Source organism: Janthinobacterium sp. 344, from assembly GCF_900112025.1.
GTDB lineage: Bacteria > Pseudomonadota > Gammaproteobacteria > Burkholderiales > Burkholderiaceae_D > Janthinobacterium.
In genome coordinates this window covers 368848-392064 of record NZ_FOKL01000005.1, presented here as the reverse complement: position 1 = coordinate 392064, position 23217 = coordinate 368848, and the positions used below count along the sequence as shown (strand labels likewise).

Annotated in this window: 20 protein-coding genes and 1 tRNA gene; 11 read left to right on the top strand and 10 right to left on the bottom strand. The window is 64.1% G+C overall.

Features of this window, described 5'->3' with window-relative positions; all coding sequences use genetic code 11:
- The first annotated feature begins 3 nt into the window (after positions 1–3).
- Positions 4–1518 carry a hypothetical protein gene (locus BM193_RS16085; RefSeq protein WP_092797470.1) on the top strand — a complete coding sequence of 505 codons (1515 nt, stop codon included), beginning with the start codon at positions 4–6 and terminating at the stop codon, positions 1516–1518.
- 61 nt (positions 1519–1579) lie between these two features.
- On the opposite strand, the gene BM193_RS16080 is transcribed toward BM193_RS16085, so the two are convergent.
- From BM193_RS16080 to BM193_RS16070, 3 genes are all read right to left on the bottom strand, one after another.
- Positions 1580–1662: transfer RNA gene (locus tag BM193_RS16080), tRNA-Leu, on the bottom strand.
- A 310-nt stretch (positions 1663–1972) separates the two neighbouring features.
- Positions 1973–5083 carry an efflux RND transporter permease subunit gene (locus BM193_RS16075; protein ID WP_092797469.1) on the bottom strand — a complete coding sequence of 1037 codons (3111 nt, stop codon included), beginning with the start codon at positions 5081–5083 and terminating at the stop codon, positions 1973–1975.
- The gene (locus tag BM193_RS16070; RefSeq protein WP_092797468.1) at positions 5080–6249 is read right to left on the bottom strand and encodes an efflux RND transporter periplasmic adaptor subunit; all 1170 of its coding nucleotides are present in this window, start codon (positions 6247–6249) and stop codon (positions 5080–5082) included. The genes BM193_RS16075 and BM193_RS16070 overlap by 4 nt, the downstream gene beginning before the upstream one ends.
- Before the next feature lie 292 nt (positions 6250–6541).
- Between BM193_RS16070 and hpnC the strand changes: the two genes are divergently transcribed.
- The 6 genes from hpnC (at position 6542) to BM193_RS16045 (ending at position 11606) form a co-directional block, all read left to right on the top strand.
- Positions 6542–7414, top strand: a complete 873-nt coding sequence (gene hpnC / locus BM193_RS16065) for a squalene synthase HpnC (RefSeq protein ID WP_092797467.1) — start codon at positions 6542–6544, stop codon at positions 7412–7414.
- Between the two features lie 46 nt (positions 7415–7460).
- Entirely contained in the window at positions 7461–8294 is an 834-nt protein-coding gene (gene hpnD / locus BM193_RS16060; protein WP_092797466.1) for a presqualene diphosphate synthase HpnD, read from the top strand.
- Positions 8287–9666, top strand: a complete 1380-nt coding sequence (gene hpnE, locus BM193_RS16055; RefSeq protein WP_092797465.1) for a hydroxysqualene dehydroxylase HpnE — start codon at positions 8287–8289, stop codon at positions 9664–9666. Before hpnD ends, hpnE begins: the two co-directional genes overlap by 8 nt.
- Positions 9667–9796: 130 nt before the next feature.
- On the top strand, positions 9797–9961 hold the full coding sequence (locus BM193_RS28795; protein ID WP_175533311.1) for a hypothetical protein: 165 nt from the start codon (positions 9797–9799) through the stop codon (positions 9959–9961).
- 27 nt (positions 9962–9988) lie between these two features.
- Complete coding sequence (locus BM193_RS16050) at positions 9989–10789, top strand: DUF1700 domain-containing protein (RefSeq protein WP_254786261.1); 801 nt, start codon at positions 9989–9991, stop codon at positions 10787–10789.
- Between the two features lie 10 nt (positions 10790–10799).
- Complete coding sequence (locus BM193_RS16045; protein WP_092797464.1) at positions 10800–11606, top strand: head GIN domain-containing protein; 807 nt, start codon at positions 10800–10802, stop codon at positions 11604–11606.
- A gap of 169 nt (positions 11607–11775) precedes the next feature.
- On the opposite strand, the gene BM193_RS16040 is transcribed toward BM193_RS16045, so the two are convergent.
- Positions 11776–13017, bottom strand: a complete 1242-nt coding sequence (locus tag BM193_RS16040; RefSeq protein ID WP_092797463.1) for a TIGR03862 family flavoprotein — start codon at positions 13015–13017, stop codon at positions 11776–11778.
- A gap of 154 nt (positions 13018–13171) precedes the next feature.
- On the opposite strand from BM193_RS16040, the gene BM193_RS16035 reads away from it, so the two are divergent.
- A complete protein-coding gene (locus BM193_RS16035) occupies positions 13172–13405 on the top strand; it encodes a hypothetical protein (protein WP_092797462.1) in 234 nt (77 codons plus the stop codon).
- Between the two features lie 47 nt (positions 13406–13452).
- Here the strand turns inward: BM193_RS16035 and moaD are convergent, their stop codons facing one another.
- Genes moaD through thrC form a run of 3 tightly spaced genes read right to left on the bottom strand, consistent with a single transcriptional unit; the run spans position 13453 to position 16428 of the window.
- Positions 13453–13710 (bottom strand): molybdopterin converting factor subunit 1, encoded by a 258-nt coding sequence (moaD, locus tag BM193_RS16030; RefSeq protein ID WP_092797461.1) that lies wholly within the window; start codon positions 13708–13710, stop codon positions 13453–13455.
- Positions 13711–13720: 10 nt separating this feature from the next.
- Positions 13721–14947: a molybdopterin molybdotransferase MoeA gene (gene glp, locus BM193_RS16025; protein WP_092797460.1), complete on the bottom strand. Its 1227-nt coding sequence runs from the start codon at positions 14945–14947 to the stop codon at positions 13721–13723.
- Positions 14947–16428: a threonine synthase gene (thrC, locus tag BM193_RS16020; protein WP_092797459.1), complete on the bottom strand. Its 1482-nt coding sequence runs from the start codon at positions 16426–16428 to the stop codon at positions 14947–14949. Before thrC ends, glp begins: the two co-directional genes overlap by 1 nt.
- A 269-nt stretch (positions 16429–16697) precedes the next feature.
- On the opposite strand from thrC, the gene BM193_RS16015 reads away from it, so the two are divergent.
- Positions 16698–17438, top strand: coding sequence for an AAA family ATPase (locus tag BM193_RS16015; protein WP_092797458.1), 741 nt, complete (start codon positions 16698–16700; stop codon positions 17436–17438).
- An 81-nt stretch (positions 17439–17519) separates the two neighbouring features.
- Here the strand turns inward: BM193_RS16015 and BM193_RS16010 are convergent, their stop codons facing one another.
- The 3 genes from BM193_RS16010 to kbl are packed head-to-tail and all read right to left on the bottom strand — an operon-like array spanning position 17520 to position 21178.
- Positions 17520–18920, bottom strand: a complete 1401-nt coding sequence (locus tag BM193_RS16010; protein WP_092797457.1) for an L-serine ammonia-lyase — start codon at positions 18918–18920, stop codon at positions 17520–17522.
- 48 nt (positions 18921–18968) lie between these two features.
- Positions 18969–19934, bottom strand: coding sequence for an NAD-dependent epimerase/dehydratase family protein (locus BM193_RS16005; RefSeq protein ID WP_092797456.1), 966 nt, complete (start codon positions 19932–19934; stop codon positions 18969–18971).
- Between the two features lie 20 nt (positions 19935–19954).
- On the bottom strand, positions 19955–21178 hold the full coding sequence (gene kbl / locus BM193_RS16000) for a glycine C-acetyltransferase (protein WP_092797455.1): 1224 nt from the start codon (positions 21176–21178) through the stop codon (positions 19955–19957).
- Positions 21179–21399: 221 nt separating this feature from the next.
- Here kbl and BM193_RS15995 point away from each other — a divergent pair, with 221 nt between their 5' ends.
- Both BM193_RS15995 and BM193_RS15990 read left to right on the top strand, forming a co-directional pair.
- Positions 21400–21975 (top strand): helix-turn-helix domain-containing protein, encoded by a 576-nt coding sequence (locus tag BM193_RS15995; RefSeq protein WP_092797454.1) that lies wholly within the window; start codon positions 21400–21402, stop codon positions 21973–21975.
- A 313-nt stretch (positions 21976–22288) separates the two neighbouring features.
- Positions 22289–23215, top strand: a complete 927-nt coding sequence (locus tag BM193_RS15990) for an STM4015 family protein (protein WP_092797453.1) — start codon at positions 22289–22291, stop codon at positions 23213–23215.
- The last annotated feature ends 2 nt before the right edge of the window (positions 23216–23217 follow it).

The following is a 23217-nucleotide window of genomic DNA, read 5'->3' as shown; positions in this document are numbered from 1 at the left end:
GCGATGGCGGCATTTCTGCTGCGGGCCACGCCGCCCGGATTGGATGTGCTCGACGCCGTGGAAACGGCGCTGGTACGCCACCGCGCTTTTGGCGACAGCAACTACATCCGCGACCAGCTGGCCGTCGCCTACCGGCGGCGCCTGCACAAGCTGGGCAGCACCCTGCCCGAGGCGGAACGGCTGGCCAGCCTGCTGGACGCGGCGCCACCCGCGCGCCAGCACCAGCTGGTGGGCGACACCGTGTTGCGCTGCGCCGTACAGCACGCCATGCGGCAGCGGCATCTGGGCGACGAGTATGGCTTGCCCCTGCCCCAGTGCGCGGCGCTGTTCCAGGCCGCCGAAGCGCATCTGCGCGCCGACCTGCCCGGCGGCCCCCTGACGGCGCACTTGCCGGACATGGCGCGCCTGCACGACGCGCACCCGCCGCCGGACGGCGACACTTACATATGGCATGCGTGGCACCGGGGCACGCCGTATGCCACCGCCTTCCTTGCCGTGATGGAAGACAACTACGGCGCCCCGCTGGCCACGCCCACACCGCATGAGCGCGCCCTGCTGCGCCGCGGCTTGCGCCTGCTCGATACTCTGCTGCCCCGGTTGTGCGCCAGCGCCCTGTCGCACGTGCAATTGATCGCCCTGTTTCCCAAGCTGGGCACGTGGCGCGGCAAGGCCTCCAGCTCGCAGTTTCGCGTCAATGGCAGCGTGTTCCTGAACCAGGAGCTGATCGGCAACCCCTGGTGGCTGGCCGAGCACCTGCTGCACGAGGCGCTGCACCAGAAGCTGTACGACTTCCGCCATGGCCACAGCCTGCTGGCGCCTGACTATGCGCGCGACGACGGCGCGAAAGTCTGTTCACTGTGGAACGCCCCCGATGATGAGGGCAATCACTACTGGGATGCCCACCGCGTGCTGGCCGCCTTCCACGTGTACGTGCACCTGGCCTTGCTGTGCCTGCTGGCGGAGCGCCATGAAGCGGCGCTGGCGCCCCTGTATGGCCCCATCGGCAACAACATGAGCGGCAGCCGGCGCGCCATCGACCGGGCCCGCTACCTGGGCGAACAATTGCTGGCGACCACGTGGCCGGAGCTGGGCCTGGCCGGGCGACAGCTGACGCACTGGCTGCTGGCCGTGCTGGACGAACTCGATATGCAACGGCGGCCAGCCGGCGCCACCGTCCACCTGCTGCTCGACCTGTATGAACGCCAGAGCCGCAAGCTCGACACATTCCTCGCGCAGCAACCGCCCCCATCCGGCGAGACGCTGGCATTGCAGGCGCAACAGGAGCTGGCGGCGGCGCGCGCGGCACTGTATCTGCTGGACAAGGAAATGCCGCCATCGACGCCACCGCAGGAACAGGACTGGCCGCAGACGCGACAATACGTGCTGCAGGCGCTATTGCCCGTGGCACAGGATGTATCATGGATGGAAAGAACGGGCTACCCGCAGGCGCAGGCAATGATTGCGCAGATGGTGCAACAGTCGAGCCGGCAACTGGCCGCACTGGGCGCGCTGGGCTGAGGAATAGTAGTGCAAAGAAAATCTTGATGGTGCTGCACGTCCGGGCTGGAACAACCCGGATTGGTGCGGATGGGGAGACTCGAACTCCCAAGCCGAAGCACTGGCTTCTAAGACCAGCGTGTCTACCAATTCCACCACATCCGCATTTGTACTACTTTGTGCCGCTTGCCACAGGCTGCCGCCCCTGATTTTAACAACTCGGGAGCGATCTGGCTACCGTGGGCGCATTGAACGAGCCCGGAGCAAGCGCTCGGTAAAGCAAAGGCGGCATTCTACTGGATTTCCTAGAGGAATGCCGCCTTTTTTTTGCTGCACCGCGGAGCGCACCGGCGGTCGGTTGGCGGCATTTTTACCTCCAAAGACAGGCACCGGGGCCGTCCCCTCAAGGCACGCCCCCGGCATTTCCGCCAGTCGGGAAAATTGGCGCAGGCGCCCTGCGGCACACGCCAGGGTCCTACACCGCTGGCGTACCCGCTCCCCTTGCCGCAGGCTCCGGCCTCTTGACGCGGAACCAGGCCGCGTACAAGGCCGGCAGGAACAGCAGGGTCAGGGCCGTCGCCAGGATCAGGCCGCCCATGATGGCCACAGCCATCGGTCCCCAGAAGACGGAACGCGACAGCGGGATCATGGCCAGCGCGGCGGCGGCCGCCGTCAGCACGATGGGGCGGCAGCGGCGCACGGCCGAATCGATGATGGCATCCCATGGGGCCGAACCATCCTTGATGTCTTGCTCGATCTGGTCGACGAGGATCACGGAGTTGCGGATGATCATGCCGAACAGGGCGATGATGCCCAGGTTGGCCACGAAACCCAGCGGCCGGCCCAGCGCCAGCAAGGCAAAGGCGGCGCCCGCCACGCCCAGCGGCCCCGTCAGGAACACCAGCAAGGCGCGCGAGAAACTGTGCAGCTGCAGCATCAGCAAGGTAAAGATGATGAAGATCGCCAGCGGCAGGTTCGCCGCGATCGACGCCTCCGCCTCGCCGCTGTCGGCCGCCACGCCTTTCACCGTGATGCGGTAGCCGGCCGGCAGCTTGGCGCGCAAGGCATCGAGCTGGGGCGCCAGCTGCGTCGACACCGTCGCGCCCTGGATGCCGTCCACCACGTCCGACTGCACCGTGATCGCCCATTCGCGGCGGTCGCGCCACACCACGCCCGGCTCCCAGACGAAATGCACGCGCGCCAGCTGCGAGATGGGCACGGACTTGCCCGTTGCCGTCGGAATATTCGTGTCGTTCAGCACGGAAATCGTCGCCCGCTCGGCCAAAGGCTGGCGCACCTGGATATCGATCAGCTTGTTGTCTTCGCGGAACTGGCCGATGACCGTGCCGGACAGGATGGTGTTGGCCGCCTGCATCACCGTTTTCGAGGTCACGCCCAGCGCGCGCATCTTGTCCTGGTCCAGGTCCAGGCGCAGCACCTTCACCGATTCATTCCAGTTGTCATTGACGCCCAGGGTATTCGGGTTGGCGCGCATGATGTCCTTGACCTGGTCGGCAATGGCGCGCACGCCGGCCACTTCCGGTCCCGTGACGCGAAATTGCACGGGATACGGCACGGGCGGCCCGTTCGGCAACAGCTTGACCCTGCCCCGTACTTCCGGGAAATCCTTCTTGAAGACATCGACGATTTGCTGGCGCAGGCGTTCGCGGTCCGCCAGGCTCTTCGGCAATACCACCACCTGCGACACGTTGGTCTGCGGGAAGATCTGGTCCAGCGGCAGGTAGAAGCGGGGGCTGCCCGTGCCGACATAGCTGGTCACGCTTTCCACGCCGTCGAGCTTGCCGACAAAGGCTTCGAATTTCTTTACCTGCTTTTCATTCGCGGCAAACGTCGTGCCCTCGGGCGACCACATCTCCACCATCAGTTCGGGACGGCTGGAATCGGGAAAGAATTGCTTTTCGATGAAATTGAAGCCATAGATGCCCAGCGCAAAGATGGCCAAGGTGGCGGCAATCGTCGTCTTGCGCCATTCCACGCACCAGGTGACGGCGCGGCGGAAACGGCGGAAATTCGGCGTATCGAACAATTCGTGGTCGTTGTGGGCGTGCGGCTTGACCTTCAGCAAGATGTAGCCAATGTACGGCGTGAAGACCACGGCCACCACCCAGGAAATGATCAGCGCCAGCGCATTCACGGAGAACAGCGAGAATGTGTATTCCCCGGCGGCCGACTTGGCCAGGCCGATGGGCAAAAATCCCGCCACCGTGATCAGGGTGCCCGTCAGCATGGGCATCGCCGTGGACGTGTAGGCGAACGTGGCCGCGTCGAAGCGCGACATGCCCTCCTCCATCTTGCGCACCATCATCTCGACGGCGATGATGGCGTCATCGACTAGCAAGCCCAGCGCGATGATCAGGGCGCCGAGGGAAATCTTGTGCAAGTCGATGTCGAGCAGGCGCATGCACAGGAAGGTGACGGCCAGCACCAGCGGGATGGTCAGCGCCACCACCAGGCCCGGGCGCACGTCGATGCGCAGCGGCTTGGTGTGCAAGCCCAGCGCGACAAAGCTGACGGCCAGCACGATCAGGATGGCTTCGATCAAGGTATGCACGAATTCGCCCACGGACGCGGACACGGCTTCCGGCTGGTTCGACACGCGCTGCAGTTCTATGCCGACCGGCAATTCGCTTTTCATGCGGCTGACGGTCGTTTGCAGGGCCTTGCCCATGTCGATGATGTTGCCGCCCTTTTCCATCGACACGCCCAGGCCGATCACTTCCTTGCCATTGAAACGCATCTTGTCCTTGGGCGGATCGACGAATTCGCGTTTCACGGTGGCAAAATCACCGAGGCGGAAGGTGGTGTCGTTGGCGCGCAGCTCCAGGTTTTCCAGGTCCTTGACCGTGAGCATGGCGCCCGTCACGCGCACTTGCAGGTTGTCCGTCGGCGTGACCAGCACGCCCGTGGCGTTGATGGAGTTTTGCTCGGACAACTGCTGCACGATGGCATCAAACGGAATGCCCAGCTGGGCGAATTTCTTGTGCGAAAAGATGATATTGATCTTTTCATCCTGCACGCCGAACAGTTCCACCTTCGATACCTGCCCCACGGCCAGCAGCTCCTGGCGCACCTTGTCCGCATAATCCTTCATTTCCGCGTACGTAAAACCGTCGCCGGACAGGGCGAAGATGGAGCCGTACGTGTCGCCGAACTCGTCATTGAAGAACGGCCCCACCACGCCGGCCGGCAAGGTGCCCTTGATGTCGCCGATCTTCTTGCGCACCTGGTACCAGGCGGCCGCCGTTTCCTTGGGCGGCGCCGATTCGCGCAGCTCAAGCAGGATCAAGGTTTCACCGGGCTTGGAATAGCTGGTGATTTCATTGATGTAGGGCGTTTCCTGCAACTTCTTTTCCAGCTTGTCCGTCACCTGCTCGGCCATCTGCAGGGCCGTCGCGCCGGGCCAGTAGGCTTGCAGCACCATGGCGCGGAAAGTGAACGGCGGATCTTCGTCCTGGCCCAGGCTGGCATAGCTGAGCATGCCGCCGATCAGCAGCACGGCCATCAGGTAGCGCGTCAGTGGAATATGTTCCAGCGCCCAGCGTGACAGATTGAAACCGCCCTTCATTTGGCGGCTCCGAGCGCGACGCCGTCTGCGGACGCGGCAGCCGTCACGGGCGCGGCCGTTTCCGCGCCCAGTATGCTGACTTTCTGGCCCGGTTTCAGCAGGTTGACGCCGGCCGTGACCACCGTCTGGCCCGCCTTCACGCCCGAGGTCAGCAGCAACTCATTGCCGGCCACGCCGCCCACCGTCACGGGCACCAGCTTGACGACGCCGTTTTCCACCACCCACACGGAACTTTGCGATTTCTCATTGAACAGGGCCGTCAGCGGCACCTTGATCTGCGGCGTGGCCGATTGCGAGGCGAACTGCACCACGGCCGTCATGCCCAGGCGCGCCTGCGGCGCATCGGGAATGCTGACCTTGGCGATATAGGTGCGCGTGGCGGGATCGGCCACGGGCGACACTTCGCGGATCTTGCCAGGCAAGCCCTGCTGCGGGTCGGCCCACAGGCGCACGGTGACATCCTTGACCTTGCGCAAGGTCTCCACCTTGTCTTCCGGAATGCCGATCACGACTTCCTTTTCGCCGGACTTCGCCACCTGCACCACGGGCGTGCCGGGCGACACCACCTGCCCCACTTCGGCATCGATGCGCGTGACGACGCCGTCCGCATCGGCCAGCAGGCTGGCATAGCCGGACTGGTTGGCCTGGCCCCGGTAAGCGGCCTGGGCAGCCTCAAAATTCGCTTGCGCCGCCTTGTAGGCCGCGTCCTTGCTATCGAGCACCGCCTGGCTGACGAAATTTTTCTCGCGCAAGTCCTGATAGCGTTTCAGCTCGGCGCGCGCCAGGTCGCGGCTGGTTTCCGCGCTGGCCAGTGCCGCTTTGGACTGCGCCTGCGCCAGTTGCAGGTCGAGTGGATCGAGCTGCATCAGCAGCTGGCCTTTCTTGACGACGGCGCCCACATCGACCTTGCGCGCGACGATCTTGCCGCCCACGCGAAAGCCCAGCTGCGACGCGACGCGGGGAACGACCTCGCCCGCCAGCTCGGCACTCACATCAACATTACTGCTAGACAATACTATCGCGCGCACGGGGCGCACGTCCTCCACCTTCGGCACGGGCTTGGAACAGGCGGCCAAGGTCATCGCCAGGGCGGCGGCGGCCACCAGGCGCAGGGCGGGAAGCGTCGTTGCGCCGGTCTCGCGGCGCAGGGTTTTCAGGGCAAACAAGGTATTTTCCTTTACTATGCGGGCTGTAAGATTTTTATGCGAGGAAACTTTTTGCTTGCCATTGGGGGTGAGCCAAATTTTTTCGCACGCGATATCCTTAAATTTGTGACAATATCAGTGTGGTCATGGCGGGGTGCGTCAAACCCTTAATGACTTTCTGGTTATTAATTATAAGCGCGACTAAAAGTTTTTAGTGACTTTTGCGTCATTAATCTTGAGACGAACAACGTCCGGCGCAACCGCAGGGTTGCCCGGACGTCGGACAAAACTGCAAGACTAGAGAAGTGTGTTCATGCCTGTAGACCATTACGAGAATTTCCCTGTAGCATCATTTTTACTGCCGCGCCGCCTGGTGCCTGCCGTCGAGGCCATCTATGCCTTCGCCCGCAGCGCCGACGACCTGGCCGATGAAGGCGACGCCAAGCCGGCGGAACGCCTGTCCGCCCTGCACGCCTACGAAGAAGCGCTGGACCGTATCGCGCGGCAGGAAACCGTGTCCGATCCCATGTTCGCGCGCCTGGCCGCCGTCATCGCCAAGTTCCAGCTGCCGCTGAAGCCGTTCTACGACTTGCTGTCCGCCTTCAAGCAGGACGTCGAAACGACGCGCTATGCGCGCTACGAAGACGTGCTCGACTACTGCGCCCGCTCCGCCAACCCCGTGGGGCTGCTGATGTTGCACCTGTACGGTGCGGCCGATGAAGAGAATGTACGCGATTCCGATGCGATATGTTCAGCTTTGCAACTAATTAATTTCTTGCAAGACGTCGCCATCGACCAGCAAAAGGAACGCATCTACCTGCCGATGGAAGACCTGACCCGCTTTGCCGTCTCGCCCGCCGCCTTCGAGCGTCCCGAGGCGCACGGCAAATGGAGCGCGCTGATGCGCTTTGAGGTGGCGCGCACGCGGGCCCTGATGCTGTCCGGCGCGCCGCTGGCCCTGCGCTTGCGCGGGCGCATCGGCTGGGAGTTGCGGCTGGTGGTGCAAGGGGGCTTGCGCATCCTCGAATGCATCGAGGCCGTCAATTACGACGTCTTCCGGCGTCGCCCCAAGCTGGAAAAACGCGACTGGCTGATCATTTTCTGGCGCGCCCTGCGCATGTCGCGCAAAAACCTGCGGCAAGAGACGCAAGTAAACACGGCTTTTCCCCCGTCGCCCACTCTGTAAGACGATAGAATAGCGGCTTCGATCTGCAACCCTTGCTCTTTTGACTATGTCTCCCGACGAATACTGCCAACAAAAGGCCGCCCAGAGCGGCTCCAGCTTCTACTACAGCTTCCTGTTCCTGCCCGCCGAGCGCCGCAAGGCCATCACGGCCCTGTACGCCTTCTGCCGCGAAGTCGATGACACGGTCGACGAATGCACGGACGAGGCCGTGGCACGTACCAAGCTGGTGTGGTGGCGCAAGGAAGTCAAGGCCATGTACGAGGGCAATCCCACGCACCCCGTGATGCGGGCGCTGCAGCCGCACCTGGACGTGTATCAACTGGAAGAAAAGCATTTGCAAGCCATCATCGATGGCATGGAAATGGACTTGAACCAGACCCGCTACCTCGATTACCAGGCCATGAGCCGCTATTGCTGGCACGTCGCCAGCGTGGTGGGCATCCTGTCGGCCAGCATCTTCGGCGCGACGCGTCCGGAAACCCTGCTGTACGCGGAAAAGCTGGGGCATGCCTTCCAGCTGACCAACATCATCCGCGACGTGGGCGAAGATGCGCGCAAGGGGCGCATCTATTTGCCCATCAGCGAGTTGCAGCAATTCAATGTCACGGCGGCCGACCTGCTGAATGCCCGCCACAGCGAGAACTTTGAAAACCTCATGCGCTTCCAGGTGGCGCGCGCGCAACAGGCGTATGACGACGCCTTCGCCCTGCTGCCGGCCGAGGACCGCCGCGCCCAGCGCCCGGGCCTGATCATGGCCGCCATCTACCGCACCCTGCTCAACGAAGTCGAGCGCGACGGCTATCACGTGCTGAAACAGCGCATTTCCCTGACGCCGATCCGCAAACTGTGGCTGGCCTGGAAGACCTGGGTTCGTGGCTGACAGTCGCGTGAAGCAGCGCTACGCCGTCATCGGCGGCGGCTGGGCGGGTTGCGCGGCGGCCATGGAACTGGCGCGCGCCGGCCATGCCGTCACGCTCTACGAAGCGGCGCGCACCCTGGGCGGGCGCGCGCGGCGGGTGGAGAGGGAAAATACCGTACTCGACAACGGCCAGCACATCCTGCTGGGCGCCTACACGGAGACCCTGCGCCTGATCCGGCTGGCGGGCCAGGACCCTGCCGAACTGATCCTCACCCTGCCCCTGCAGATGCGCTATCCGGCCGCTTCCGGCGGCATGGACTTCGTTGCGCCGCGCCTGCCCGCGCCGCTGCACCTGGCGTGGGCCTTGCTGCGCGCCAAGGGTTTACGGCGCGCCGACAAGCTGGCCTTGATGCGCTTTTCCACAGCCATGCGCTGGATGGACTGGCAACTGCATAACGATTGCACCGTCAGCGCATTGCTGCAGCGCTTCGACCAGACGGATACCTTGAACCGGCTGATGTGGCATCCGCTGTGCCTGGCGGCATTGAACACGCCGCCCGGGCGGGCCTCGGCCCGCGTCTTCATCAACGTGCTGCGCGACAGCCTGGGCGCGCGCCGCCGCCGCGCATCCGACATGCTGATCCCGAAAGCGGACCTGAGCGCCCTCTTTCCCGACGCCGCCGCCCGCTACGTCGCGCAACATGGCGGACAGGTGAAGACGGGCGCCAAGGTCGCCGCCTTGCAGAGCCTGGCGGACGGCCGCTGGCAGCTCGACGATGGAGAGCACTTTGACGCCGTCATCGTCGCCACCTCGTCCGTACAGGCGGCGGCCCTGCTGCAAGGCGTGGCCGATGCCCGGCTGAACCAGTCCATCGGCCAGATGCAGGCCTTGACCACGGAAGCCATCAGCACCTGCTACCTGCAATACGCCGCCTCCGTGCGCCTGGACTTGCCGTTTTACGCCCTCGTCGATGCGCCAGAGCAACAGCACTGGGGCCAGTTCGTCTTCGACCGGGGCCAGCTCGACACCGGGCAGGCCGGATTGCTGGCCGTCGTCATCAGCGCCTCGGGTACCGCCGCCGAACAAGGCCACGGGCCGCTGGCGCAAGCCATCGCCACGCAGCTGGCGCACGCGTTGCGCCGGCCTGAACTGGCGCAGCCGCTGTGGACCCAGCTGATCACGGAAAAGCGCGCCACCTTTGCCTGCACGCCCGACTTGCTCCGCCCCGGCAATGCCAGCGGCGTGCCGGGCCTGCTGCTGGCCGGCGACTATACGGCCGGCGATGACCGCAGGCAGGATTATCCGGCCACCATCGAAGCGGCTGTGCGCAGCGGCGTGGCGGCGGCCAGGGCCGCCGGCGAAGGCCGGCAGGCGGCACGCCAGCCACAGTAGACGTGACGGTGCATCCCGCCCTGGTGTCGCTCGCCCCTGCCAAATTGCATTCTGTCGCACCGTGCTGGTGCGCCCGTGTGCGCTTGGGTACAGTCTGACCATCGACAACCGCCGCGCCACGAGGAATACCATGCATACCACCTTGCACTTGAAAAACAGCTTGAAAGCCGTGGCGGTGCTGGCCCTCGTGGCGCTGGCCATGCTGCTCGTCATTGACGGCCAGCAAGCACAACCAGCGCAGGGGATGCCGCTGCTGCTGAGCCAAGCGAGCATGCTGCTGCCGACGGTAGGCTGACCCGGCGCACCGGAAGACAGGAAGAATATGATGAACAAGCAAGATTATCTCGAGGCGCTGCGGCGCGCGCTGGCGGGCTTGCCACCGGACCTGGTGGCCAAGACGCTCGATTATTACGAACAGACCTTCATCGAAGGCGCCGCCGCCGGCCGCAGCGAGCAAGAGATCGCCGCCGACCTGGGCGACCCGAAGAAAATCGCCCTGACCTTGCGCACCAGCACGCACCGCCAGGCCTTCGAGCACAAAAAAAACCCCGTCAACCTGCTGCGCCTGCTGGTCTCGCTGGTGGGCCTGGCCATCTTCAACCTCTTCATGGTCGTGCCTGCCGCCGTGTATGCGGCCCTGCTGGCCGCCTTGTACGCCGTCGGCCTGAGCTTTTACCTGGCGGGCATCGCCATCACGGCCAGCGGCCTGTCCGGCGCCAACGAGCTGGTGCTCGACGGCCCCCTGCGCTACATGCTGATCCATGACAATGACGGTGGCGATAGCGACGACAGGGGCGAAACCCGCATCACCATCGGCGACACGGGCATCGAGGTGCACAACATCCCCGGCCCGGCACAGGGCGAAGCGGGCGATACGGACCAGGCGGAAACAGCGAACACCTCGTCACGCATGATGGAACGGGCCGAGGCGCTGGCCGGCGGCGGCATCCGCATCTCAACCGACCTGGACCGCGATGCGCGCACCACGCAAACCGTCTTCGGCATGGGCATGTTGCTGGGCGGCATAGGCATCTTCCTGCTCAGCCTGGTGGTCACCCGCTATACCCTGATCGGCATCCGGCGCTACATCGCCATGAATGTCTCCCTGCTCAAAGGTCACTAGAAAGGCTGCCATGAAACGCTTGCTCAAAGTCGGCCTGTCCATGTTCCTGCTGGCCCTGGTCCTCATCGCCATGTCGTATGCGGCGCTGCGCGCCAAGGGCATCAGCAGCCCCAGCAGCGCTGCCGGGCGCGCCGTGCGCAGCGACACGCGGCCCGTTTCCGCCAGCATCACCAGCGTCGACCTGGCCGGTCCCATCGACCTGGTGCTGCGGCGCGGCAGCACGCCCTCGCTGAAAGTGAGCGGCGAGCAGCGCCTGCTGTCGAACGTCGACACCACGGCCGATGGCACGACCCTGCATATCGGCCCCAAAGGCATGCTGTTCCACCACCGCCAGCCGCTCAAGGTGGAACTGGTGCTGCCCGCCCTGACACGCCTGGACGTGCACGGCAATGGCGACAGCAAGATCACGGGCTTTTCCGGCGACAGTTTTATCCTGGAATTGATGGGATCAGGCAACGTCAGCTTCACGGGCCGCTACAAGCAGGTGCAGGCGACCGTCAATGGCAGTGGCGACCTCGACATCAACGCCGGCAACAGCGACAGCGTGGTGCTGGAAATGGTGGGTTCGGGTCGCATCGCCGCCAGCGGCAATACCAAGTTCGTGCGCGCCGACCTCAGCGGTTCAGGCGATATCGACGCCGAGCACCTGGCCGCCGACAAGGCCAGCGTCAGCCTGCAAGGCTCGGGCCAGAGCACCCTGTTCGTGCGCGACGCCGCCAACCTGACCCTGCGCGGCAGCGGCGACATCCACGTCTACGGCAACCCGCGCCAGCGTGAAACGCAAAAGAGCGGGTCAGGCGACATCATCTGGCATTAATGATGACGCCGTTCACAATCTACTGCGCGGCGCGATTTGCGGCTGGCGATGCTCGCTGCCTCGGCGGCCCCGTACCAGAGTACAGCTGCGCTTCTCAGCCACAACTCGGGGCCGCTCGCTACGATTGTGAACAGCGTCGTGGCGCTAACGATCAAATGCTGTTGTAATTTCAAAAATTCCCTTCCAGCCAACTGACCGCCTGCTCGCCGGCCGCCTTGCCTTGCGCCAGGCAGGCCGTCAGCAGGTAGCCGCCCGTCGGCGCCTCCCAGTCCAGCATTTCACCGGCGACGAAGACGCCCGGCATGGCGCGCAGCATGCTGCCGTCGATGCCGTCGAAGTCCACGCCGCCGGCGCTGCTGATGGCTTCATCGATGGGACGCGGGCGCCGCAGGATGACGGGCAGCAGCTTGATGGCGGCCGCCAGCTTCGCCTCGTCGGCAAAGTCGGCCGCGCCCAGGCATTCGCGCAGCAAGCCCGATTTCACGCCCTTGATGCCCAGCCGGCTTTGCAGGTGGCTGGACATGGAGCGGGCGCCGCGCGGGCGCGTCACTTCCTCGAACACGCGCGCATGCGTGTGGTCGGGCGCCAGGTCCAGCCAGATGGTGGTCTGGCCGTCACGCGCGATCTGCTCGCGCAGCGCGGCCGATAGCGCATAAATCAGGCTGCCCTCGACGCCGCCGGCCGTGATGACGAACTGCCCTTGCCGCTTGATGATCAAGCCATCGACATCATGCGCCGTGATGGCCACCGTGGCCAGGTGCTCGCCCGCGTGGCGGCTGCTGAAATGCCCGCTCCAGTCCACGTCGAAGCCGCAATTGGCCGGCACCAATGGTGCCACCGAAACGCCCCGCCCTTGCAGCAGCGGCACCCAGGCGCCGTCCGATCCCAGGCGCGCCCAGCTGCCGCCGCCCAGCGCCAGGACCACGGCATCAAACGTGAAATGGCGCTCGCCGTCGGGCGTGGCGAACGCCAGCTGACCGTCCCGCCAGCCCGTCCAGCGGTGGCGCATGTGAAATTGCACGCCCGCTTCGCGCAGTCGATGCAGCCACGCGCGCAGCAAGGGCGCCGCTTTCATATCCGTCGGGAAGACGCGGTTCGAGGAACCGACAAAGGTCTCCACGCCCAGGCCGTGCACCCAGTCGCGCACTTTTTGCGGTCCGAACTGGTCCAGTGCCGGCTTGACCCGGTGCGCCTGCCTGCCGTAGCGCGAGACGAAGGGCTGGTAGCCCTCCGCATGCGTGATGTTCATGCCGCCGCGCCCGGCCAGCAGGAATTTGCGGCCGACGGAGGGCATGGCGTCGAACAGCTCCACCCTGGCGCCCCGGTCGGCTGCCGCCTGGGCGGCCATCAGGCCGGCGGGGCCGCCGCCGATGACGGCGATGTGAAACGGAGGGGAACTGGTTGGGGTCATGGCAAGCTGGGAGACGGTGAAAACCCCGGCATTTTAGTCGAGATAAGGCCCGGGGATGGCAATCATGCCGAAAAATGATGCATACTGCGTGGACATGCTGCAGCGATCAGCACGTTCACTTCACAAGACCACGAGACGACAAGAGGAGAAACACATGGGTGCAGGATACTGGATTTCCCGATATTTACTGGCCAGTTCGATTTTATTCATCATCCTGACGGTGGTCGAGTACAGCAAGGGCACGACCAGCCAGGCCGATATTCTCAGCGCGCTGGCCTGGTCGCTGGTGGCCTCGGCCATCTTCATCGGCTCGAAATACTGGCGCTACCGCAAAGCCGTCGCCTGCGCCACCTGCAGCGGTGACAAACCGAAAACCAGGTCGCCATGAAAAAACGGCCACTTCGATGAAGTGGCCGTTTCATTCGACAAGCGGCATCAGCCGCCCGTCACGGGCGGGAAAAATGCCACCTCGTCGCCTTCGGCGACCGGCGTGTCGGCAGCGCACATCACCTGGTTATGCGCCATGCGCAGCGAACGCGCCTGCGCCAGCGCATATTCCCAGTTGCCGCCGCGGGCGATCAGGAAAGTCCGCACGTCGCCCACGGTATGCAGCGGCTCGGCTACTTCCAGCACTTCCTGCGCCGTGCCCACCAGTTCGCGCACGCTGGCAAAAAACCGCAGATTGATCTTCATCGTCACTTCCTTAATACAGCAATTCGTTAAACGGGATGAAGCGCAGCTTGTCGCCGCGCGCAATCGACAAGCCAGGCGGGCAGTCGATCAAGCCATCGCCCCACACGGTGGACGTCAGCACGCCCGAGCTCTGGTTGGCGAACAGTTCCAGCTCGCCCCCGCCATTCACTTTGGCACGCAAGAACTCGTTGCGCTTGTCCGCCTTCAGGCGTTCAAAGGCGGCCGGCAGCGCGTAGCTGCGCGGCGCGAGGTCGCCCGCCACGCCCTGAAGGCGCAGGATGAGTGGCCGCACGAAGAGCAAAAACGTGACGAAGCTGGAGACGGGATTGCCGGGCAGGCCGACAAAGAAGGCCTCCTTGACTTCGCCAAAGGCCAGCGGCTTGCCCGGCTTGACGGCGATCTGCCACATGTTCAGCCGCCCTTCCGCTTCCACGGCCGGCTTGATATGGTCTTCCTCGCCGACCGACACGCCACCCGAAGTGATGATCAGATCATTGCCGTGGGCCGCCTGGCGCAGCACGGCGCGCGTCGCTTCCAGGCTGTCGGGCACGATGCCCAGGTCCGTGATCTCGCAACCGAGATTTTCCAGCAGGCCGCGCAGGGTAAAGCGGTTCGAGTTGTAGACGGCGCCCGGCGCCAAAGGCTCGCCCGGCATGGCCAGCTCGTCGCCCGTAAAAAACACGGCGACGCGCAGCTTGCGCAGCACGGGCAACTGCGCCAGCCCCACGGAGGCGGCCAGGCCCATTTCCTGGCTGCGCAGGCGGCGGCCCGCTTCCAGGATCACGCTGCCGGCGCGGATATCCTCGCCCTGGCGGCGCACCCATTCGCCCGCGTGCGGCACGTGGTTGACCGTCACCACGCCGTCCGCCACCGTGCACTGCTCCTGCATCACCACGCAGTCGGCGCCATCGGGCATCAGCGCGCCCGTAAAGATGCGCGCCGCCGTCCCCGGCTGCAAAGGCTGGCCCACGTGGCCTGCCGCGATGCGCTGCGACACGGACAGGCTGGCCGCGCCGCTGGCGCAGTCGCTGGCGCGCACGGCATAGCCATCCATCTGCGTGTTGTCGCGCTCGGGCACGTTCAGGGTCGACGTCTGCGCGGCCGCCAGCACGCGGCCATTCGCGCGCATGGTGTCGACCAGCTCCACTTCGGCCACCGGGCGCGCCGCGGCCAGCATGAAGGCTTGCGCCTCGGCCACCGACAGCATGGGTTTGCGTTGTGCGGTCGGATCGCTCATCACAAGCCCGTGTTGGCGGCGATATACGCCTTCATCTTTTCCACGTCGGCGTCCATCACGACGAACTTCTGCGGCAAGTCCTCGATGTTCTCGAAGCCGTTTGGCCGTTCCGCATCCACGCCCAGCGCTTCGAGGATGGTTTCATTGAACTTGGCCGCCAGCGCCGTTTCCAGCACGATCATCGGCACGTTCGGCTCCAGGTGTTCGCGCGCCACCTTGATGCCGTCCGCCGTGTGCGTGTCGATGGTGATGCCGTAGTCGTCGGCCACGTCGCGGATGGTGTCGAGGCGGTCCTGGTGCGTGGACTTGCCCGACTTGAAGCCGTACTTGGCCACCAGCTTGAACTCGTCGCCATCGCTGCCAGGCTTGCCGGACAAGTCGAAGCCGCCGTGCGTTTCCACCTTCGTGAACAGCGCGCGCACGCGGTCGCTGTCGCGGCCCACCAGGTCGTAGACGAAGCGCTCGAAGTTCGACGCTTTCGAGATATCCATCGACGGGCTGCTGGTGTGGTAGGTTTCGGCGGACTTGCGCACGCGGTAGACGCCCGTGCGGAAGAATTCGTCGAGCACGTCGTTTTCATTCGTGGCGGCCACCAGCTTCGAGATCGGCAAGCCCATCATGCGGGCGATATGGCCGGCGCAGATATTGCCGAAGTTGCCAGACGGCACCGTGAACGAGACTTTCTGCTCATTGCTGGTGGTGGCCGCCAGGTAGCCGCGGAAGTAGTACACCACCTGCGCCACGACGCGCGCCCAGTTGATGGAATTGACGGTGCCGATCTTCTGTTTTGCCTTGAAGGCCAGGTCGTTCGACACGGCCTTGACCATGTCCTGGCAATCGTCGAACACGCCTTCGACGGCGATGTTGTAGATGTTCGGGTCTTGCAGGCTGAACATCTGCGCCGTCTGGAAGGCGCTCATTTTCTTGTGCGGCGAGAGCATGAAGACGCGGATGCCCTTCTTGCCGCGCATCGCGTATTCGGCCGCGCTGCCCGTGTCGCCCGAGGTGGCGCCGAAGATATTGAGTTCGGCGCCCGTCTTGGCCAAGGTGTATTCGAACAGGTTGCCCAGCAGCTGCATGGCCATGTCCTTGAAGGCCAGGGTCGGGCCGTTCGACAGCGCCTGCAGGATCAGGGTGGTCGATCCCCCCTTGACGAGGTTTTCTTCCAGCACGCGCAGCGGCGTGATGTCGGCCGCGTTTTCGCCGGCGCGGGCGTTCTTGTAGACTGCCTTGGTATAGGTTTTCGCCGTCATTGCCTTCAGGTCCGCGGCCGGGATATCGGTGGCGAACTTCTTCAGGATTTCGTAGGCCAGGTCGGCATACGACAATGTGCGCCAGGCATTGAGCTCGGCACCAGTGACTTGCGGGTAGTGTTCTGGGAGGTACAGTCCGCCATCGGGGGCCAGGCCGCCCAGGAGGATGTCGGAAAATTGCGGCGGATTCGATGGCGCTTTGTCAGCGCGGGTAGACACGTAATGCATAGATTTGAAGAGTCCAGTTGAGCTGAGTGCGGTTGATCATGAATGGCAGCGGATATTATAGTGCCAGCCGCCGTCCAAGGCGAATCGCGTGGCGCGCATCGGCGCAGGATGTGACAATTGGAGAACCTGTCTATTGCCAAACAAGCCATAATGACAGGCGATCAAGCCCGCCGGCCATGGCTGCGTGCCTGCTGGCGCGCGCCGCCGATTTGCGCCACACTGTGCCTGTCGCCCCTTGCCACGCCCATTGATGGAGTCGAGAACCGGCCATGCCGATCAGTAAAAAACCGTACCTGCAAAGCGCCGCGCTGCGCGCCGACGCCGTCGTCGACCTGCAGCGCTATCCCTTCACCATCCCCGCCATCCGCGACTTCGTGCACATCGACTTCCACCGCGACGTGACGTTTTTCGTCGGCGAGAACGGCAGCGGCAAGTCCACCATGCTCGAAGCGCTGGCCGTGGCGCTGGGCTTTGGCAAGGATGGCGGCACGCGCAATGTGCGCATCGCCCTGCCCTCGGACGAGGAATCGGGCCTGCATGCGCATCTGCGCCTGAGCAAAAGCTATAAAAAACCCGACGACAGCTATTTTTTGCGCGCCGAGAGTTTTTTCAACGTCGCCACCTACATGGACGACATGCCCGAATACCTGGCAAGCTACGGCGGCAAGTCGCTGCACGCGCAGTCGCACGGCGAGGCGTTCATGGCGACCCTGATCAACAAGCTGCGGGGCAAGGGCCTGTACCTGCTGGACGAGCCCGAGGCGGCCCTGTCGCCCAGCCGCCAGCTGGCCGCCTTGTCCGTGATCCACCAGCTGGTGCAGGACGATTCGCAGCTGATCATCGCCACCCACTCGCCGATTCTGCTCGCCTACCCGCACGCGAAGATCCTGATGTTTACGGGCGGCGGCATCCACGAAGTGGCGTATGAAGACACCGAGCACTTCGCCGTGACGCGCGATTTTCTGAACAACTACCCGCGCAGGCTGGAGCAGTTGTTCGAGGAGGAGTGAGGACCAACCCAAGGACAAACTCTGGGGTCGGACCCTGAGGGTCCGACCCCAGTCCTTGCCGTTGGGGTATTTGGCTGATGCTCAGCAAGCGGCGTGGTTGACGGTAATCACGTGCACGGCCAGGCCGCCCAAGGACGTTTCCTTGTATTTGTCCTGCATGTCCGCGCCCGTCTGGCGCATGGTTTCGATGACTTCGTCGAGGCTGACGAAGTGCGTGCCGTCGCCCTTCAGCGCCAGCGAAGCGGCCGTGATGGCTTTCACGGCGCCCATGCCATTGCGTTCGATGCAGGGGATCTGCACCAGGCCGCCGATCGGGTCGCACGTCATGCCCAGGTGATGCTCGATGCCGATTTCGGCCGCGTTCTCGATCTGCTCGTTCGTGCCGCCCAGGGCCGCCACCAGGCCGGCCGCCGCCATGGCGCAGGCCACGCCCACTTCGCCCTGGCAGCCTACTTCGGCGCCCGAGATCGAGGCATTGCGCTTGCACAGCATGCCGATGGCCGCTGCCGTCAGCATGAAGCGGCGCACGCCGCCCACCGGGTCGCTGGGGCGGCAGTCTTCCGCGTAGTAGCGCAGCACGGCCGGGATGATGCCGGCGGCGCCGTTGGTCGGCGCCGTCACCACGCGCCCGCCGGCAGCGTTTTCCTCGTTGACGGCCATCGCGTACAGGCTGACCAGGTGCACGGCGTCGTGCGGCAAGTCGTTGGCGCGGTTGTCCGACGCCTTCGCGTCCTGCGCCAAGCGCCACAGTTTCGCCGCGCGGCGCTTGACGTTCAAGCCGCCCGGCAGGTTGCCCGTCGTTTCCAGGCCGTGCGCGATGCAGTCGCGCATGACGTGCCAGATGCGGTCCAACCCTGCATTGAGTTCGGCCTCGCTGCGCTTGACGCACTCGTTGGCGCGCAGCATTTCAGGAATCGACAGGCCGCTTTCCACGCCATGCGCCAGCAACTGCTCCATGGTGTCGAAGGGGAAAACGACGCGGGCAGCGGCGGCCGATTCCACGGCCGCTTCCGCCTGGGCCTCGCCAGCTTCGCGGATAAAGCCGCCGCCGATCGAGTAATACACCTTGTCGACCCGGCTGCCGTCGGCCAGCTTCAACGTAAAGCGCATGCCGTTCGGGTGTTCTGGCAAGGATTCGCTCTTGTGCCAGACCAGGCCCGTGGCGGCCGTAAACGGCACCACGCGCGTGCCCAGCAGCGCGATTTCGCCGGCCGCCTCGATGGCGGCCAGCTTGCTGTCGACGTCATCAGGCGCCACGTCCTGCGGCGTTTCGCCCATCAGGCCCAGAATGACGGCCTTGTCCGTGGCATGGCCCACGCCCGTCAGCGCCAGCGAGCCATACAGGGCCGCCTCGACGCCCACCACCTGGTCCAGCGGACCGTATTCGACCAGAAAACGCCGCGCCGCCACCATCGGTCCCACGGTGTGGGAACTCGACGGCCCGATGCCGATTTTAAACAGGTCAAATACGCTCATATCCATGTAGTGTCTCTTTATATTAGTATGTTTTGATGAATGCTCGGGCGTGCCTCAGGCTGCCTTGGCAGCCTGGCCCACGTCGACATTGGCCAGCATGTCCGTGACCATCCGCTCGACGCCGATTTGCGCCTTCCAGCCCCAGTCGGCGCTGGCCGTGCTGTCGTCCAGGCTTTGCGGCCAGCTGTCGGCGATGGCCTGGCGGCTGTCCGGCTTGTAGCTGATCTTGAAGTCGGGGACCATGTGCACGATGGCTTTCGCCAGCTGCTCGGGGTTGAACGACACACCGGCCACGTTGTACGAGGAGCGGATCTTGATCGATGCGGCGGGCGCGTCCATCAGTTCGATGGTGGCGCGGATCGCGTCGGGCATGTAAATCATCGGCAAGGTCGTGTTCGCATCGAGGAAGCAGTCATAGCGCTCGCCGCGCAAGGCCGCATGGAAGATGGCGATGGCGTAGTCGGTGGTGCCGCCGCCCGGAGGCGACTTGTAGCTGATGATGCCAGGGTAGCGGATGCTGCGCACGTCCACGCCGTACTTGTTGAAATAGTATTCGCACAGGCGCTCGCCGGCCAGCTTGCTGATGCCGTACATCGACGTCGGGTCCATCACCGTCATTTGCGGCGTGTTCACTTGCGGCGTGTTCGGGCCGAAGGCGGCGATCGACGATGGCCAGAAGATGCGCAACGGCTTGCCCGCTTCGCCGCGCTCGCGCGCCAGTTCCAGGATATTGAGCAAGCCATCCATGTTCAGGCTCCACGCCTTCAGCGGGGCCGCTTCGCCCGTGGCCGACAGCATGGCCGCCAGCTGGTACACCTGCGTGATGTTCTCGTCGGCGATGAGCTTCGCCAGGCCGTCCTTGTCCAGCACATTCAGCTGCACGTAGCGCTTGGCCTGGTACAGATTGTTCGTGCCGATGTCGCTGGCGATGACGTTGTCCGCGCCGTGCTGCTGCGCCAGGGCGCCCACCAGTTCACTACCGATTTGGCCGTTTGCGCCAATGACTAAGATGCGTTCCATGCTATTTTCCTGAATTCTTGTTAATTGGTCGTGGTGGTGGTCAGCAGACCCAGTTCCTTGCCCGCCTGCTCGAAGGCGGCCAGCACTTGCACCAGCTGTGCGCGCGTGTGGGCGGCCGACAGCTGCACGCGGACCCTGGCCTGGCCCATCGGCACAACCGGGTAGAAGAAGCCCGTCACCAGCACGCCCAGTTCATACAGGCGGGCGGCGAATTTCTGCGCCACGGGGGCGTCGAACAGCATCACGGGAACAACGGGATGGGTGCCCGGCTTGATGGTAAAACCGATGCGCTCGATCTCGCTGCGGAAGAAGGCCGTATTCTCATGCAGGCGGTCGCGCAGTTCCGTCGACTTGGCCAGGCGCTCGAGCACCGACAGCGAGGCGCCGGCGATCGATGGCGCCAGCGTGTTCGAGAACAGGTAGGGGCGCGATTTCTGGCGCAGGGTGTCGATGACTTCCTTGCGCGCCGACGTAAAACCGCCCATGGCGCCGCCCAGGGCCTTGCCCAGGGTGCCCGTGATGATGTCGATGCGGCCCATTACATTGTGGTGCTCGTGCGTGCCGCGGCCCGTCGCGCCCATGAAGCCGGAAGCGTGGCATTCGTCGATCATCACCAGCGCGCCGTATTTGTCGGCCAGGTCGCAGATCTTGTCGAGTTGCGCAATCGTGCCGTCCATCGAGAAGACGCCATCCGTGACGATGACTTTATGGCGCTTGCCGGCGGCAATCGCCGCCTGCAGCTGCACTTCCAGGTCGGCCATGTCGTTGTGCGCATAGCGGTAGCGGCCGGCCTTGCACAGGCGGATGCCGTCGATGATGGAGGCGTGGTTCAGCGCGTCCGAGATGATGGCGTCGTTTTCATCGAACAGGGGCTCGAACACGCCGCCGTTGGCGTCGAAGGCGGCCGCGTACAAAATCGTGTCTTCGGTGCCCAGGAAGGCGGAAATCGCCTGTTCCAGTTCTTTATGCACGGTCTGCGTGCCGCAGATGAAGCGCACGGACGACAGGCCGTAGCCGTATTTTTGCGTGGCGGCGATGGACGCTTCCTGCGTCTGCACGTCGCCGGACAGGCCCAGGTAGTTGTTCGCACACATATTGATCAGGGTACGGCCATCGTCGCACACCACTTCGGCGCCCTGGCGCGAGGCGATCACGCGCTCGGGCTTGTACAAGCCCTGCTGGCGCAGTTGATCGAGATTCTGTTGCAGACCGCTGAAAAAGGTGTTCTTCGCTTGCTCGCTCATGATGTTCCTTGTGTCCCTGATGGATGCGTGTGGTGTGCGTGTGGTTTCAGCCGCCATAGGGAAATGCCGCCGCTTGACCGGTGCGCGCACAATGCTGTACCGTGAAGCGCTGTTTGAAGTCTACACGTTTCCGTGTTTTTCCTCAAAATCCACTATTTCGAACTGAAATTCAATATAGTGGATATTACCCAAGCCTTTTGAACTTTGCAAGCCAACTGCCGATGAAAACCAGCGTTTCGACCAATTCCCCTCCTGAAGTAGGTGCCACATTGCAACGGCTGCGCCTGGCGCGCGGCCTGACACTCGAGGATTTGTCGCGCATCGCGGGCGTCTCGAAGTCCATGCTGTCGCAGATCGAGCGCGAAAAAGCCAACCCCACCATCGCCATCACGTGGCGCCTGGCCAACGCCTTGGGCGTGCAGATCGGCGAATTGCTGTCCAGCGCGGAAAAAGCCGTGGAAACCATCCGCGTCACGGATGCCCACGAAACCCCCACCCTGCCCGGCGACCACGCTGGCTACGTGCTGCGCATCCTGGGGCCGATGGAACTGGCCGGCAAATATGAATGGTATGAAGTGACCCTGGCGCCCGGTGGCGAACTGGCGTCGCAGCCGCACGACCCGGGCACCACCGAGCATTTGACCGTCATCCACGGCAACCTGGAACTGGAAGTGGGCGCGGCGAAGAAAAAGGTCAAGAATGGGGGCACGGCGCGCTATCCCGCCGACCAGCCGCATACGATACGCAACCTGGGCAAGACCGAGGGCAAGGCCCTGCTGGTCGTCATCCACAGGTAGCTAGCGCATGAGAAAACGGCCATGGCTGCGTTACGCGCCCTCGCCGTACTATTCGTACTGTCGTCGGGCGCGCGCCTTGCCCTGAGCGTTTTTCATCCGCTTTCGACTCCACACAGGAAAGCCGCGATGCTCTACGGCAACATTAGCACTGCTGCGGTGCGCAATATGTCCATATGGCTATGCTAAGATTTTAGTATAGACAAGATTTCCAGGCCTGGATGTCTTCGCAGAGCGTCGCGGCACATCCCGGCTCGTCCCTCCGCCACACTGTGCGCGGCATCCAGGCCTCCACCGCCTACAGGGAGCCACAGCGATGACCATTTCCGACAGCACCACCACCTTCCACCATAAAAAAGTCGTCGAGTACGACCCGGACCTGCCGTTCGATGCATCACCAGGCATCGTCTACCGCCTGTCGCTCGAATACGACGACGAGCGCAAGATGGATGAACTGATCGCCGGCTTCCTGGACAAGGCCGACAAGGGCGCGCTCGAAGCGCTGATCATCGGCATGTGGGGCGACCCGTACGAATCGGGCGCCGACGAGGTCATGGCCGCGCTGATCGCCCAGGCGCCGCAGCTGCCGAAGCTGCGCGCCCTGTTCATCGGCGACATGACGTACGAGGAATGCGAAATCTCGTGGATCGTGCAAGGCAGCTACAAGCCGCTGCTGGACGCCTTCCCGCTGCTGGAAGAGCTGCGCATCCGCGGCGGCAATGAACTGGTCATCGAGCCGTTCGCGCACCAGCACCTGCGCCGCTTCACCATCGAAGCGGGCGGCCTCGATCAAAAGATCGCCGAGGCGCTGGCGCAATCGAGCATGCCGCAGCTGGAACACCTGGAGCTGTGGCTGGGCACGGACGACTATGGCTTCTCGGGCGACGTCGACCTGTACCGCAAGGTGCTGGCACAGCTGACCGTGCCGACCCTGACATATCTGGGCTTGCGCGACGCGGAAATCGCCGACGACCTGGCCGTGTGGCTGGCCGAGGAACCGCTGGTGGCGCAGCTCGATACGCTGGACCTGTCGCTGGGCACCATCGGCGACCTGGGCGCCGTGGCCGTGCTCAATCACACGCAGCTGGGCGGCTTGAAGCGCCTGGACCTGTCGCACCACTACATTTCCGAGGAAAACCAGGCGAAGCTGAAGGCGCTGCCGTTCGAGGTGGTGCTGGACGACCCGCAGGAAGAGGACGAGGACGACGGCGAAAGCTACCGCTACGTGGCCGTCGGCGAATAAGC